This window comes from Paenibacillus hamazuiensis, assembly GCF_023276405.1.
GTDB lineage: Bacteria > Bacillota > Bacilli > Paenibacillales > NBRC-103111 > Paenibacillus_AF > Paenibacillus_AF hamazuiensis.
On the sequence record NZ_JALRMO010000001.1, the window covers coordinates 1,725,456 to 1,741,287 of the forward strand.

The 15,832-nt window shown below is 56.3% G+C and carries 11 protein-coding genes; 10 read left to right on the top strand and 1 reads right to left on the bottom strand.

What is annotated here, in order from left to right:
• Nucleotides 1–41 precede the first annotated feature (41 nt).
• The 4 genes from MYS68_RS07360 (at nucleotide 42) to MYS68_RS07375 (ending at nucleotide 6,687) form a co-directional block, all read left to right on the top strand.
• A complete protein-coding gene (locus MYS68_RS07360; RefSeq protein ID WP_248925209.1) occupies nucleotides 42–1,718 on the top strand; it encodes a stalk domain-containing protein in 1,677 nt (558 codons plus the stop codon).
• Between the two features lie 387 nt (nucleotides 1,719–2,105).
• On the top strand, nucleotides 2,106–3,062 hold the full coding sequence (locus MYS68_RS07365; protein WP_248925210.1) for a Gfo/Idh/MocA family protein: 957 nt from the start codon (nucleotides 2,106–2,108) through the stop codon (nucleotides 3,060–3,062).
• Nucleotides 3,059–5,314: a glycoside hydrolase family 31 protein gene (locus MYS68_RS07370; protein ID WP_248925211.1), complete on the top strand. Its 2,256-nt coding sequence runs from the start codon at nucleotides 3,059–3,061 to the stop codon at nucleotides 5,312–5,314. The genes MYS68_RS07365 and MYS68_RS07370 overlap by 4 nt, the downstream gene beginning before the upstream one ends.
• Before the next feature lie 455 nt (nucleotides 5,315–5,769).
• Nucleotides 5,770–6,687 (top strand): M15 family metallopeptidase, encoded by a 918-nt coding sequence (locus MYS68_RS07375; protein ID WP_248925212.1) that lies wholly within the window; start codon nucleotides 5,770–5,772, stop codon nucleotides 6,685–6,687.
• Between the two features lie 81 nt (nucleotides 6,688–6,768).
• Here MYS68_RS07375 and MYS68_RS07380 read toward each other — a convergent pair whose 3' ends face one another.
• Nucleotides 6,769–7,359 carry a hypothetical protein gene (locus tag MYS68_RS07380; RefSeq protein ID WP_248925213.1) on the bottom strand — a complete coding sequence of 197 codons (591 nt, stop codon included), beginning with the start codon at nucleotides 7,357–7,359 and terminating at the stop codon, nucleotides 6,769–6,771.
• A gap of 222 nt (nucleotides 7,360–7,581) precedes the next feature.
• Between MYS68_RS07380 and MYS68_RS07385 the strand changes: the two genes are divergently transcribed.
• The 6 genes from MYS68_RS07385 to MYS68_RS07410 all read left to right on the top strand — a co-directional run bounded on the left by MYS68_RS07385 (nucleotide 7,582) and on the right by MYS68_RS07410 (nucleotide 15,331).
• Nucleotides 7,582–8,538, top strand: coding sequence for an ABC transporter permease (locus MYS68_RS07385; RefSeq protein WP_248925214.1), 957 nt, complete (start codon nucleotides 7,582–7,584; stop codon nucleotides 8,536–8,538).
• 15 nt (nucleotides 8,539–8,553) lie between these two features.
• Nucleotides 8,554–9,420 carry a carbohydrate ABC transporter permease gene (locus tag MYS68_RS07390; protein WP_248925215.1) on the top strand — a complete coding sequence of 289 codons (867 nt, stop codon included), beginning with the start codon at nucleotides 8,554–8,556 and terminating at the stop codon, nucleotides 9,418–9,420.
• Between the two features lie 131 nt (nucleotides 9,421–9,551).
• On the top strand, nucleotides 9,552–11,108 hold the full coding sequence (locus tag MYS68_RS07395; protein ID WP_248925216.1) for a type 2 periplasmic-binding domain-containing protein: 1,557 nt from the start codon (nucleotides 9,552–9,554) through the stop codon (nucleotides 11,106–11,108).
• Between the two features lie 236 nt (nucleotides 11,109–11,344).
• Nucleotides 11,345–12,373 (top strand): response regulator, encoded by a 1,029-nt coding sequence (locus tag MYS68_RS07400; RefSeq protein ID WP_248925217.1) that lies wholly within the window; start codon nucleotides 11,345–11,347, stop codon nucleotides 12,371–12,373.
• Entirely contained in the window at nucleotides 12,370–14,196 is a 1,827-nt protein-coding gene (locus MYS68_RS07405; RefSeq protein WP_248925218.1) for a cache domain-containing sensor histidine kinase, read from the top strand. Before MYS68_RS07400 ends, MYS68_RS07405 begins: the two co-directional genes overlap by 4 nt.
• Nucleotides 14,197–14,293: 97 nt before the next feature.
• Nucleotides 14,294–15,331, top strand: a complete 1,038-nt coding sequence (locus tag MYS68_RS07410) for a response regulator transcription factor (RefSeq protein ID WP_248925219.1) — start codon at nucleotides 14,294–14,296, stop codon at nucleotides 15,329–15,331.
• Nucleotides 15,332–15,832 lie beyond the last annotated feature (501 nt).

The window sequence follows — 15,832 nt, forward strand, 5'->3', positions numbered from 1 at the left end:
ATAGGCATATTGGAATTCGCTGGGAAAAGCGGTGGGCAATTTTGAATAAATTTATGCGAAAGTACGTCATTCCGTTATTGGTAGGCACCGCATTCATAGCGGCTGTGCCGCCGGTAGTTTCGGCCGAGCAGAGTATGCCGGTTCAACTTACACAGGCAGAGACGGAAGCCGCTCGCTTGCTGCTCGATCAAGGAGTTGAGCGCGGGAAAGTGGAGCGGTTGGGGACTAAAGCGGAAATTGCGGCTTATGTGTTGAAGAAGGGCAAGCCGGATTTTGCGGCGCTTAACCGGCTTATAGAGGGACTGCTCAAGTATGCGGACGATTCGGGTTACGCCGCCAACGGACAACAAGTCGGCGGAATGCTGGAGCTAAACGACGGAGAGCTCGGATACTCCCCGGGGGCACCGCTGGAAGCCAGGATGATGAGCCGAAAACCGATAGACGTTTCGTTGAACGGCCAACCGGGCGTCCTGGCTCCTTGGGAAGAATATACGGAGCCGCATTACTTCGACGGCATCGCCTATTTCCCGCTTTACCGGATGATGACGATGTTTGGCGGGGACGCCAAGTGGGATGGCGTCGAATGGGAAGTGACGGCAGTAACCCCTTGGGGAACCAAATGGAAAGTACCGATCGGCGGCCGTGAGGTGCGCAGCGAAAAAGGGGATGCGGTCCTCGCGGTGCTGTCCCATCCTTCGATTTTGGCCGACAATCAGGTGCTCGTGCCTTTCGACTTTTGGACTTCCTTGATCGGATTCCGCGTGGAGTGGGATACGGAGAGGAAGTCGCTGTCGATGATCACGGAACCGCTGTACCGGACGGAAGACAGGGGCGCAGCTCCTGCAGGAGATAGTGCCGCAGGGGATGGGGGTACATCTTTAGGGTTAGTAATGCCGGATTTGACTGTACGTGTGAATGGCCGTGAAGTAAAGCTGACGCACTTGCCTGTCAATTACGAAGGAAAGTTTTATTACCCGGTAGAGTTGATCCGGGATATTATGGACTTGAACGCAGAGTATGACAAACAGTCCGGCCGGTTGACGTTGGCGATGGACTACACGATCAGAACTATGCGTTCGGAGCAGTATGTGCCGAAAGCGTCGAATCCCGTTAGCGTGCCCGTGAATATCATCGCCGGTACGGAGTATTTGCTGGACGGTGCCGGGATAAGTGCAGCAGGAAAATCGCTGAGTCTGTCCAGCCCCATGGTTGAATATCGGGGGCGCCCGTATGCGCCGATCAACGAGCTTGCGGCAATCGCAGGGTATCAGGTCAGTTATACGGATGACAAAACATTGCACCTGAACAAGACGGTCGTGCAGCGCATCCGGGAGAAGCTGAAGCCGGGTATATCGCGGGACGATGTGCGCAAGCTGCTCGGAAATCGACTTAAGGTCGTTTACAACCCGCAGGACGGAACCCGGAGCTGGGAGTACCGCTTTCGATCGGAGACCGGTGACGCCTTCGTGGAAGCGCCGACGGAGGGCGGCGGCTACGAAAAGTTTGTCATGGGCAAGCTGGAGACCGTCGACTGGAAGGAACTAAGAGACGCTTCGCTTCAAGCGCAGCTGTTCGTACACCACGACCCGGCCGGATTGGTCATGAGCGGCTACACTCTGTATGTGAGCTCGGCTGACGGCATACGGGAGTACCGTCTGCAGCCGAACGGCAGCGTATCCGAGCGGATTGTCACGGAGGCAGGCGGAACGGCCTCATGAAGGCCGGATCCGGGAATCCAATAGAGGAGCCGCAGCTGCAAAATCCACTGTTGGCGAGATGCATTGGGGACATCTGCAAGAGGGTCGATGGAACTTCGATTTGAACAATGATGACGGGTAGGTCATTTCTGACATAGTCTATTTTATGGTTAAGATGGAATATTTTGATTACAGATAACAAATAATGGCGGTTCAAGACTTTTTCCGGGTCCTGGACCGCCATTGTTTCATTTCGGGGAAAAAGTGAATTCTGTACAAAAAAAGCTGAGGATCGGTTATGTCCCGGGTTGGAAAGACGAAGGTACAATAGGATGGAGTGTGGACATATTACCGGTCAAGCGGTACGAAAAGAGGAACCGCGTGGCTGTGCCGGAAGGGGATCATGGTGTGAAAGTACTTCTTGTCGGGCTTGGCGCAGCCGGTTTCAGTTGGTATAAAAAACTGAAGCGGCAGGGCGGTTTCAATATCGCCGTAGTTGAAACGAATGCCGGACATCGGAGCAAGCTGGAAGGGGACGAGGTGCCTTTTTACACAACGATAGAAGAGGCGCTTGACCGGGAGCTTCCCGATTTTGTGATCAATGCAACGCCCCCGCAGGTTCATACGGCGGTCAATAACCTAGCTTTCGACCATCGTCTCCCCGTGCTTTGCGAAAAGCCGATTTCGTTCCGTTACGAGGAATCGGCGGCTGTCGTGAGGCGCGCGGAAAAAGAACAAATTCCGTTTATGGTGGCGGAAAATTACCGCTGCTTCCCGTTTGTCCGCAAGTTGAAGCAGCTAATTGATGCAGGAACGATCGGGGGGCTATCGACGATCGACGTCCGCTTTCACCGTTATCACCACGTCCAGCGCAACTACACGGTAAGCCTGCTTGACGATATAGCGGTGCACCATTTCGATATGATGCGATATTTGACCGGCTGCGATGGCAAACGCGTTTTTGCTCAGCTGTTCAACCCGATCGGGAGCTGGAGCGAAGAGCAGGCGGTGATCGGACTGCAGGCGCTTGTGGAGATGGCAAACGGAATACGCATCTCGTATACCGGCTCTATTTCTGCGAGGGGACCGGCGACCGAGTGGGCCGGAGATTGGCGGATCGAAGGTACGCAGGGGGCGATCGAGTTGATCGGCAAAACGCTTCGCTTGACGAAAGAGGGCGTTACGTCCGTGATTGACGATTTCAGCGATGTTCCTGCCGCATATCCGTTGAGCGAATTTTTGGCGTCGCTGCGGGAAGGACGGGATGGGGAAACAAGCGGGAAAGATTATTTGCGCACGCAGGCACTGGTTTATTTTGCGGCAAAATCGGCACAAAGCGAACGAATGGAGGATGTCATCTTATGATTCAGCTTATTCAGCCGGTTTGGCAGGAAAAAGCCCCCGGCGTTTGGAGTGCCGTGGTCGGGCAGCCTAAAGGCGTTACGCCGCTCTCTGCGGCCGACTGCAAGCCGCTGACGGAAGCGCTGCGCCGCATGGGCGGGGCCGAGCTTCCGTTTGCACGGGACGAGGTTCAGGTTGAGGCGCTGGCCGGAGGCGGGTATTTGCTGCGGCTTCCGCTGGCCGAGCAGGAGAAGCTGTTCGGCCTTGGCCTGCAGTTTATGCGCATGAACCACCGGGGCCGCACGCGATATTTGCGCGTTAACAGCGACCCGAAGCAGGATACGGGCGAAAGTCATGCGCCCGTGCCGTTTTATGTGACGGACCGCGGCTGCGGCGTGCTCGTCAATACGGCGCGCGTCGTCACCGTGCATGCCGGCGCGACGGTTCGCGCGGACGAGCAGCGGGCGGACGCTGCGCGCGACCGCAACACCGACCGCGGCTGGCAAGCGACGCCGGTATCGGCGTACGTCGAGATCCGGCTGCCTGCCGAAGGCGCGGAGGTGCTGCTGTTTGCCGGCGCGAACGCGCTGGACACGGTGCGCCGGTACAATTTATACTGCGGCGGCGGGACGCTCCCGCCCCGGTGGGGGCTCGGCTTCTGGCACCGCGTGCCGAAGCTGTTTTCAGACCGCGAAGCGGTGCAGGAGGCGCTGGAGTTTCGCCGGCGCGATTTTCCCTGCGACGTGATCGGGCTCGAGCCCGGCTGGCACAGCCGAAGTTATCCGGTTACGTACGAGTGGGCACACGACCGTTTCCCGGACCCGCGCTCGTTTGTTGCCGAGCTCGGATTGCACGGTTTTCGCGTCAATTTGTGGGAGCACCCTTATGTGTCGCCCGAAGCTCCGCTGTACGAGCGGCTGAGGCCGCTGTCCGGCAACTATACCGTCTGGGGCGGGCTTGCCCCCGACTATACGCTGGAGGAAGCGCAGGTGCTGTATTGCAGCCAGCATGAAGAGCAGCATGTGCGCATCGGCGTATCGGGCTACAAGCTCGACGAATGCGACGGCAGCGAGCTGACAAACAATTCGTGGATGTTTCCGGCGCACGCGCAATTTCCTTCAGGGCATGACGGCGAGCAGATGCGGCAGCTTTATGGCCTGCTGTTCCAGAAAATGACGGAAGATTTGTACCGCAGGCAAAACGTTCGGACGTACGGGCTGGTGCGCGCCTCGAACGCCGGCGCTTCCTCGCTGCCGTATGTGCTGTACTCCGATCTGTACGATCACAGGCAGTTTGTGCGGGCGCTATGCAACGCCTCCTTCAGCGGGCTGCTCTGGACTCCCGAGGTGCGCAAAGCGCAAAACGCCGAAGATTGGGTGCGGCGCATGCAAAGCGTCGTCTTCTCGCCGATGGCGATGCTGAACGCTTGGGGCGATGGCACGAAGCCGTGGTCGTTTCCCGAGGTCGAGCATATCGTTCGGCATTACATCAAGCTGCGCATGCGGCTGATGCCTTATTTGTACACGGCGTTTGCCCGCTACCGGTTTGACGGCACGCCGCCCTTCCGGGCGATGCCGTTGGTTCTGGCGGAAGCCGCCGAGGCTTCCGGCGGAGCGGATGGCGGCGGGGGCATGGGGGTCCCTGCCTCACGGACAGACGCTTCGGCGGCGGGTCCGTCCGCGGCGGTCGTCGAAAACACGACCGACGGAGCTTACGGCAAAACGAAGGCGAAAGAATGGGACGACCAGTTTATGGTCGGCGGCGATTTGCTCGTTGCCCCGCTGTTTGCCGGCGAGGCGTCAAGGGAAGTGCTGCTTCCGCCCGGCGTCTGGTACGGCCTTGAAACCGGCGAGCGTTACGACGGCGGCGTGATTGTCACCGTTCAGTCGGGCCTCGAGCGCATCCCGGTTTTCGTGCGGGAAGGTGCGGTCATCCCGCTGATGCCCGCGCTCGACCGCGCCCCGAGGGCAGGCGAAAAAGTGCCGCTGGACATCGTCCACTTCGGCGACGCGTCGGGTGAAGCGCTTCTGTACGACGATGACGGAGAAACGTTTGACTACGAGCGGGGGCAGCATATATGGCGGAAGCTTGTCGTGCGCAGGAACGGGGACGGTTCACTGACCGGAGAAATCTCCGACGTTTCGGCGGATGAGTCGGGTGGTTCGGAGGTGCGGCAGCATGAAGCGGCAAATGAAGCGGGCTCGGCCGGCGATTTTTACACGTACGATTCCGTTCAATGGCATCTGGGCAAGCGCTCACTGGCAGACCTGATCTAATCGGATCACGGACGAACGCGAGAGAGGCAAAAACCGACTCTCGGGAGCGCGGGCAAGTGGCGCGAGCGGCTGAGAGAGCAAACGAGCGCTCTCGGCCCATTTTTCGCCTTGAGAGGGGCGTCGTCGCAGCTCGCCGAGAGAGGCAAAAACCGGCTCTCGGGAGCGCAGACTAGTGCCGGGAGCGGCTGAGAGAGCAAACGAGCGCTCTCAGCCCATTTTTCGCCTTGAGAGGGGCGTCGTCGCAGCTCGCCGAGAGAGGCAAAAACCGGCTCTCGGGGGGCGGACTAGCGCCGCGAGCGGCGCATTTTTCGCCACCTACGGGGCAAAGCGGGTAACAAGGAACCTCTTTCTGCGAAAAATAGTTTCTTGCATCGCGCCAAGCTGGAACATATAATCGATTCATGTCGTCCAATACATATAAAAAGACCAGCTTGGAAAGGGAGAGACTCCATATTATGCGCAAACCATTGGCGGCTGCGATGCCGATTGTTTTTGCCGTTGCCGTTTTGTCAGGCTGCGGCGATTCCGTGAAATCAGCTGCACCCTCGAATCCACCAACCCAGACTGCAAACCAGACGACTGCGCCCGGCGGAGCCGCCGGCAGAACCGACTCGGCGCAACCGGCCAATCCGGATAACGCTGCGGGCAAAACCGACCCGGCGCAAACGGAAAAGCCGAACGGCTCTACCGGAAAAACCGATGCCACGCAAACCGGCAAGCCGGATAATGATTCCGGAAAAAACGGTGCGGCACAACCCGCGGGGAAGGGAGACGCGCTGCAGGTCGTTGCCCAACCGGACAGCATCACCGTGCTGGTGAACAAGCAGTTCGCGCTGCCGAAGGATTACGAGCCGAAAGATCTCGTATACCCCGACGTACCTTTTACGTTCAAGGAAAAAATCGAGAAACGCATGATGCGCAAAGAGGCCGCGAAAGCGCTGGAGCAGCTTTTTGCCGGTGCGAAAAAGGACGGAGTGGCGCTCGCAGGCGTTTCCGCTTATCGTTCTTATGCCACGCAAACGGCAGTGTTCAACAATTATGTCAAAAAGGACGGAGAAGCCAAAGCGCGCACTTACAGCGCTTATCCCGGTACGAGCGAGCATGAGACCGGCCTTGCCATCGACATATCCGGCAGCGACGGGAAATGCGCGGCTGCGGATTGCTTCGCGGGCACGAAAGAAGCGAAGTGGCTCGACCAGCATGCGGCCGAGTACGGTTTTATCGTCCGTTATCCGAAAGGCAAGGAGTCCATCACCGGATACTCTTACGAGCCTTGGCACATCCGATATGTCGGAACGAAAATTTCCAAAGAAATCGCAGACAAAGGAATCACGTTGGAAGAGTACCTTAACGCCGTTCCGGTATCCCGGTAACGGATCCTAAATCGAAAGACAGGCCGGCGCGGCCTGTCTTTCGATTTTTTCGGATTGGCGGGACGTCTGCAAGCACTTTCTCTACACCCTTTCGAGGAACAGCAGGTTCCGGTACACATACTTGCTGAATTTGTATTTAAACGCGAGCGCAACACCTCCCTGCTCCACTCCGACTTCCACAGAGATAAGCGCCGGAGTCTTGACCAGGCCGATAACCATGCTTCTGACAACCGCTCCATCCTCAGCCCCCACCGCTTTGGCAAAAGCGATCGCGAAAGCGCGGTTTCGCGCGAGCTCCCGATACAGCGGCAGCACCGCCCGGCAGATTGCCCGATGCACCCGCGTCTCAAAGAAGAACTGCACCGTTCCCGCAGGAATCGTCGTGCCATTGGTTAGCTGCAGCTCGGTATTCGCGATCGGAAACGAGACGAAATAGCCGATGCCGTTCGAACCATAGGGCAAGCCGCTTGCCTTGGGGGAAACGGAGCGCAGCAGCCGACCCATTCCTGCCAGGTCATCTTTGGTAACGGCCCGGCTCCATCGACGGGCAAACGCTTCGCTTCCGGCCACCGCTCTGTAAAACGGCAGCATGATCTTCGCCGCCCTCTGCAGCGTCCGATAACCGACGAATTTATTCTCCTTTGCACGACGCGCCGTTTTCGTCTTCGCCATAAGTAAACGCTCCTAACCGTAACTTGTAGTTTGCTTCTCTCCTACAGCGTATGACAAATGACCCGCCGTGCCTGGGCTGCTCTCCCGTCACCAGCCCTCCATCATAAAAAAACACAGCTCGCCTGCAAGTTTCTCCATTTTCCTTTCCACGCTCCCGGTGTAACATCAAAACCATGACAAGCAGCAAACAAGACATACTGCACGAAGAGAGGAGCACAGGGCATGGCCGCCAAAATATTGCCAAGCGATCGGACCGGCGTAAGCTATGAAACGAAGCGGAGTTTTTTGAATCTCCTGCGCAAGCATAAGGCGATTTACCTAATATCGCTGCCGGGTATTTTGTATTTCATCATATTCAAGTACATTCCGCTGCTCGGTTCGGTGATGGCTTTTCAAAACTACAACATCTTCAAGGGCATCAGCGGCAGCCCGTGGGTCGGGCTGGAGCATTTTCAGCGGATGTTCGCCTACGACGAGTTTTTGCGCATTTTGAAAAATACGCTGCTGATCGGGCTGTACGATCTCGTCTTTGCGTTTCCGTTCCCGATCCTGCTCGCTTTGCTGCTGAACGAGATGCGCATCGCGATTTACAAGCGGATCGTGCAGACGGTCATCTATATGCCGCACTTCTTGTCGTGGGTCATCATCGGCGGCATCGCCGTAGGCATTTTGTCCCCGACGACCGGGCTTGTCAACCACGTGCTCGGCATGTTCGGGATCGAGTCGATTTATTTCCTCGGCGAAGAGAAGTATATTCGCGGCATTCTCGTCGGAGCGGGCATTTGGAAAGACAGCGGATGGGGCACGATCGTCTATTTGGCGGCGCTCGCCGGGATTAACCCGGATCTGTACGAAGCGGCGGTCATCGATGGGGCGAACCGCTGGCGGCAGACGTGGTCGATTACGCTGCCGAGCATACTGCCGACGATCACGATTTTATTTTTGCTGCATATCGGCAATTTCCTCGATTTCGGCTTCGAGCGGGTGTATGTGTTTCTAAACGGGCTGAACGCGGCGAACGGCGATATACTGGATACTTACATTTACCGCGTCGGACTGCTAGAGAGGCAGTATAGCTACACGACCGCCGTCGGGTTGTTCAAATCGGTCGTCGGCCTTCTGCTGATCGTGCTCGGCAATACGCTCAGCAAAAAAGCGACAGGCGAATCACTCTACTAGGCAGGTGAACACACAATGATTACAACGGCAGGCGAACGTTCCTTTCGGTTTGTCAATTACGTGTTGATGGCGGCTTTTGCATGCATGATGATTTTTCCGCTGCTTCACGTGCTGGCCCAATCGCTCAGCAGCAACCTCGCGATCAATGCGGGCCGGGTTACGCTCTGGCCGGTCGATTTTACATGGTCGAATTATGCGGTGATCCTGAAGGACGCATCCGTGTGGCGGGCGTTTAAAGTCAGCGTCTTCATTACGATATTCGGCACGCTGCTTAATCTCGTGGCGACGGCGTCGCTCGCTTATCCGCTGTCGAGGCCGGAATACGCCGGACGCAAATACGTGCTGCTGATGATTTTGGTCACGTTGATTTTTCACGCGCCGCTCATTCCGAATTACTTGCTGATCAAAAACCTGCACCTGCTCGACACCGTTTGGGCGCTCATGTTTCCGGCGATGATCAGCGCGTTTAACCTGTTTGTCATGCGTTCGTTTTTCATGAACATTCCCGCGGAGCTGATCGACTGCGGGCGCATGGACGGCTGCAGCGAGCTGCGCATCGTCTGGAGCGTCGTGCTTCCGCTGTCCAAGCCGGCGATGGCGACGATGGGGCTTTTTTACGCGGTATCGCATTGGAATGCATATTCGAACGCGCTTTTCTTCATCAACGACCGGACGCTTTACCCACTGCAGGTCAGGCTTCGCGAGATCGTCATCTCCGATTACTTCGGATCCTCGAACAGCTTCGATGTGGCCGGGACGATGTCGCCCGAAGGCGTGAAAATGGCCATCATCGCCGTCTCGTCGCTGCCGATCATGATGATCTATCCGTTTTTGCAGCGGCATTTTATTCAGGGGATGATGGTCGGTTCGATCAAATCGTAGGCGGACCGGAAAATCGTAAGAAAACACAGAACGATGATAAAATTATATATCCCGCCCGCTGCTTGTAAGCGCTAATATAGACGTGAGCCGGCAAGCCAACTATAATGATTGAAACGAGAAGAGGGGATTCCATGAAAAAAAGTGTTACTGTCGTACTCGCAAGCTCGCTTGCGCTTGGGTCGCTCGCAGCGTGCTCGCCCGCAAACGACTCCAAGGGGACAAGCACCGGTACAGGCAATGAGAAGCTGAAGTTCTCCATTTCGTTGACGACCAGCGGCAATAACTATGCGGAAAGCTCGCCCGACATCAACAAGGACAAATGGGTGCAAAAGCTGGAGGAGCTGACGAACGCCGATTTCGACATCCGCCTCATTCCGCTGAAGGAATTCGATCAGAAAATGGCGGTCATGTTCGCCGGAGGAGATATTCCCGATGTGGTGCAAAATGTCGGCGGGGCGACGGGAAAATCGATGTCCGGCTCGATCGAAGCCGGCATCTTCATGCCGCTGGACGATCTGCTCAAGCAGTATGCGCCGAACCTGATGAAGCAGGTGCCGAAGGAAGCTTGGGACGTGGTAAGCTACCAGGGAAAAATTTACGGAGTCCCGGCCTGGATCTCCAACCCGTCCCGCCGAGGTTTGTACATCCGCACCGATCTGCTGCAAAAGTCCGGCCTGCCGGAACCGAAGACGGTCGACGATTTTCTGAACGTGATGCGCGCGTTCAAAAAGTTGGGTGTGGAAAACCCGTACCAAATCCGGGAAAACTTCAAATACGCCGATACGATCCTCGGCGCCTACGATGTGCTCCCGTCCCAGTTCGAGATTCAGAACGACCAGGTGGTGCCGAAATTTTTTGACGTGGAAAATATGACCAAGGCGCTGCAGGCTTACAAAACGATGTACGACGAAGGCCTTATTCCGAAAGATTTCGCGACGGTATCGTCCACCGACTACAGCAAAAACATCGAGTCCGGGAAATCCGGGATGTGGACGGCCAATGCGGAAAGCTTGCCCAGCTTCCGTTCCAAAATCGCCGCGGCGGCACCGGGCTCCAAGGTTGACATCATCGGCTCCCCGCGCGGTCCGGAAAACCGCGGCGGCCATCTGCTGTACGCTCCGCTTTCGACTTCGCTGTACATCAATGCGAAGGTCAAGCCGGAGAAGGCGGCGCAAATTGTCAAGCTGCTCGATTGGATGCTGACACCGGAAGCGGAGAAGTTTTTCAGCATCGGCATCGAAGGGGAAAACTATACGGTCGAGAACGGAAAGATCAACTACAAGTTTCCGAAAACGAAGGAAGAGGTCGACGAAGAAGGGTTCCGCGGCAATTTGTGGTGGGCCCACGACATTACGCTCAACCGGCTGCGTTCCGGGCTGTCCCAAGACGGTCAAGACCTGATCAAAGCGTTCGACACTGTGCTTGCCAAGGAAGGGCTCGGCACGGTGCGGTTTAACCCGACGCTGAACACGTTCTCGAAATATCCGGACCTTGCCCCGATCGGCGACGATACCGGGCCGAAGCTGATACTCGACCATATGGTGAAAATGATTTACGGCAAGGAGCCGATCTCCGATTGGCCGAAGGTTATCGAGGAATACAAGACGAAAGGCGGCAACGAGATTTTGAAGGAAGCGACGGAGCGCTATAAGAAGAAAGAAGGCGTCACGGTCGTTAACAACCGCTAAACATGACGGGCTTTAGGCGAAATCGTAAAAAAACACAAGTCCGTGGAAAAAATCTACATTGCCGAACCTCCTGAGGCCATAGTAAGATCGACATAAACCAAATCCTCTGCTCCGCGGCGCTTCGCTTCGGGGCAGAACTTTTTCCAGATCATAATCGGGGGCTCCCCCAAAAGTACCGGGAATAAGCTGCAGAGGATTACTTCTTTTGGGAAACTTGTATAATATGGGGGTTCGACATGCACTTACTGATCGTCGACGATGAACCGGTCATCCGCAGCGGACTTGTCAAAATGGCGGAGCAGTATTCGCCGGCCTTTACCGGCATCCGCACGGCGGCAAATGGGCTGGAGGCGCTGCAAATGATCCGCGAACTCGAGCCCGGCATCGTGCTTACCGATATTCGTATGCCGAAGATGGACGGGCTGGAGCTGTGCCAAACGATTCATGACGATTACGAGCACATCCGGCTTGTTGTGATTTCCGGCTACAGTGATTTTGAATACGCGCAAAAATGTTTGTCGTACGGGGTCCGTCACTACTTGCTGAAGCCGGTGACGAAGCCGGATGTGCATGAGGTGTTCGATAAACTGGTCAAGCGGCCGGCTAAAGGTTACGTGCCTGTATTCAAGTATGTGGAATGGATCGAAAACCTGGAGATGAGCATATGGTCGCTGCAGCAGGAAGAGTTCGAAACTTTGCTCGGCCGCTGGCGGGAGCACTGTCTTGGAGCGCAGCTGAATGCAGCGCAGCTCCATGAGCTGCTTTCGGACTGCCTGGAGCTGCTGTACAGACGATTGCAAGCGCGGGGATGCCTGGCGGCAGCGCTGCTTGACTTCAGGGATGAAGGACGGCCCGGGACCGCATTGGATACGATGGACGCTTTCGAACGTGGGCTGCGGCGCGCGTTCCGGGAATTGTCAGCCTCCCGCAAAGGGATGTTTAAAGATCCGATGGAAGAAGCAAAAACGTATATCGACGAACGTTTGTCCCAGGAGATCACGCTGGAGGAAGTTGCCGAGCTCGTCGGCCTTACTCCCACTTACTTCAGCGCGCTGTTCAAAAAAATAACGAACGAAACGTTCGTCAAATACCGAATCAAAAAGCGGATGGAGAAGGCGCAGCAGCTTCTTGCTTTGCCGCACCTGCGGATTACCGATGTGGCGGCGGAGGTCGGATACGACGATTACCCACATTTTACGAAAACGTTTAAAAAGGTCGTCGGCGTTTCTCCTTCCGAATACCGCGCGGCGCTGGGGATCAAATGAAAAAGGCGAGCCTGTACCGGAAGCTGCTGCTCTATTTTCTCCTCGTCATTATCGTGTCGCTGACTTCCGTCGGTGTGTTCACTTACCGAATGTCCTCCCGGGAGCTGGACCGGCAGGTCAAGGAGCAAATGGCGCAAATTGCCGGCAACGCCCTGCACCATACGGACCTGTATTTGAAGTCGTACGAGAGGGCGATCGTATCGCTGCTGACGAGCAAGGACGTCAAGCGTTTTGTCGATTTGCCCGAAAACCGCGAGGATTATACGTATTACGAGGTCCGGCGCTCCATCAAGGAGTTCAGCATTGAGCCGATTTTCATCCGCAACCCGGAAATCGCCGCCGTCTACATCATCAGCTTTAGCGGCAATGCGGTGTATTACTACAACGATATTCCCGGCGAATCGTTCAAGCCCCGCGATATTCAAGAGCAGCTGCAATTTTTCGGGCGCACGGCGCGTGCCGGGGGAAAACTGACGATCCTGAACCATAGCATCTTGGAGGGCCAGCAAAACAAAATGCTTACCTTCGTCCGGCAAATCCGGGGGTTGTCCTCGCCTGAACCGCGGGGGTATTTGGCGATTGAAATGCGCAATATGGAGCTGTCGGCTTTATGGAAAGGAATCGATCTAGGGAAAAGCGGATATTTTTTCATCGTGGATGAAAACGGTCAGGTAATCCATCACCCGGACAGCGGCAAAATAGGGACGATGGTCGATGCGGATTTGCGGGGCAGCTTGTCCGCAGCGGGCGACCGGGACTTTGTGGCGAAGGAGAACGGGCAGGAGCGCATGTACATGAGCCGCCGTTCCGATTACTCCGGGTGGAACCTCGTGGTGTCGATGCCGCTGGACGAGGTGATGAAGCCGGTATCGAACATCCGCTTGACGACGATCGTCGTCGGCGGCTTTACACTGGTCTTTGCGCTATGGCTCGCCTACCGGCTGAGCAAATCGATCACCGGTCCGATCCAGGTGCTGAAAAACGGCATGCGCGAGACGGAAAAAGGCAACTGGGTGATGATCCCGTTGCCTGATCAGCGCGACGAGATCGCCGAGTTGATGGTGCGCTACAATACGATGGTGAAGCGGCTTTCCGAGCTTGTCGATCAGGTATACGCCGCCGAGCTGAACAACCAACAGATGCGGATGGAGCGGCAGCAGGCCGAGTTCCAATCGCTGCAGCTGCAAATCAACCCGCATTTTCTGTACAACACGCTGGAAACGATCGTCTGTTACGCCGTCGTTCGCGATTCCGAAGAAATTTCGGAGATCGTCAAGGCGCTGGCGTACATGCTCCGCTATTCGGTGCAGACGAATCTGGAGGAAATCACGGTTGCCAACGAGCTGAAGCATGTGCTGTATTATTTGGTCGTGCTGCGCCACAGGATCGGCCGGGATTTTGAAATCGACGTGGCTATCGAACCCCAGTATTTGTTGAAAAATATGGTCCGGCTTACACTTCAGCCTCTGGTGGAAAATGCGTTCCAGCATGCTTTTCCCGACGGCGTGGAGGATTACCACTATATCCGCATCGACGCCGGCGTGGAGGACGGCCGCTTCTGGGTGAGCGTCGAAGACAACGGTGCGGGTATGTCCGAGGCGAGGCTGAGCGAGCTGAGAGAGAAGCTGCGGGCCAACCGGCTCGCGGAGCAAGGAAGCGACGCGGCCGGGGGTAAAGGCGGCATTGGCATCGTAAACGTGCATCGCCGCATTCAGATGGTGTTCGGCGAGCAGTATGGGTTGAGCATCGAAAGTGAGGAAGATCGCGGAACGAAACTGATTATGGTCATGCCGGAATCGGTACCGGGCAGGGCGGCCGGGTAACGCGATTTATTTCGTTGTTGTGCGGCCGCGTTCCGGGGAGAAAGCCCGCCACAGCGTTCCCCGCAATCGATTTGATGTAACAAGGAAGGTGAATCAGATGAAAAAAGTGCTTGTTGTCGACGACGAACCGATGATTCGCAAAGGTTTGATTCACATGCTCGAACGTTACGAGTCCGGCGGAATTCGCGCTTTTGGCGCAGCGAACGGTGAGGAGGCCATCGATTTTATCCGCGCCGAGTCCCCCGATCTCGTGATGACCGATATCCGCATGCCGAAGCTGGACGGCCTTGAACTGTGCCGTTATATCAGCGAGCACCACGGCAGATCGATTCAATCGATCGTCATCTCGGGTCTCGGCGAGTTTTCCTACGCCCAGAAATGTTTGTCCTACGGTGTACGGGAATATTTGCTGAAGCCGGTTACGGCTTCGGATTTGTATCCGGTGCTGGATAAGCTTTTAAAGCCGGCGAAAGCTGCGGCCGTCGCGGCCGTATCCATCTCGCAATACGAGGAATGGATCGAACGCCTGGAAGCGGCGGTATGGTCGGTCGATACGGAGGAGATTGCCAAGTTGCTGGAGAAAGGTGAACGCGACTATTTCGGCAAAGGGATGAGCGCGGCACGGATGGCGCAGATCGTATCGGACGGCTTGACCATGCTGGTGAAACGGTTGAATGCGCGCAGCGTTTATTCATTCCCCGAACCGGACCGCAGGAGGGACGTTTCCTCCGCGGAACAGGCAGCGACGCTGCTGAAGGAAGAGGTGTTTCGGCTTTGCGACATGCTGCTGTTTTGGCGAGGCGGCAATCAGAAAAACGTGTGGGAGGTGGCGAAGGCGTTCATCGACGAGCACATCACCGAAGACATCAGCCTGGAGGCGGTCGCCGACAAGGTGGGCCTTGCTCCGACCTATTTCAGCCATTTGTTCAAGAAGACGGCCAACGAAACGTTTGTCCAATACCGCATCAAAAAGCGGATGGAAATGGCCAAGCGGCTGCTCGAGCTGCCGCACTACAAAGTCGTCGACGTATCGCTGGAGGTCGGATACCAGAGCTATCCGCATTTTTCGGTGCTGTTCAAGAAGGTGATCGGCTGTTCGCCGACCGACTACCGCAACTCTCTCGGCATCAAGTGAGGGTACCTCCCGGTTTGAGCCGGGGGCAGCGTACTTTTGAAGATTGGGAGCAGCACATCTCGCAGTCTGATCCGTAAAACAGCGGAACTCAAGTTCGCAGACCGAGGGTTGAAGTGACTTGCGAAGCAATAGCGGAACTCAGGTGCGCAGACGGAGGGTTGAAGCGACTTGCAAGGTAATAGCGGAACTCAGGTGCGCTAACCAAGGGTTGAAGTGACTTGCGAAGCAATAGCGGAACTCGGGTGCGCAGACCGAGGGTTGAAGTGACTTGCAAGGCAATAGCGGAACTCGGGTGCGCAGACGGAGGGTTGAAGCGACTTGCAAGGTAATAGCGGAACTCAGGTGCGCTAACCAAGGGTTGAAGTGACTTGCGAAGCAATAGCGGAACTCGGGTGCGCAGACCGAGGGTTGAAGTGACTTGCAAGGCAATAGCGGAACTCGGGTGCGCAGGCCGAGGGTTGAAGTGACTTGCAAGGCAGTAGCGGAACTCAGGTGCGCAGA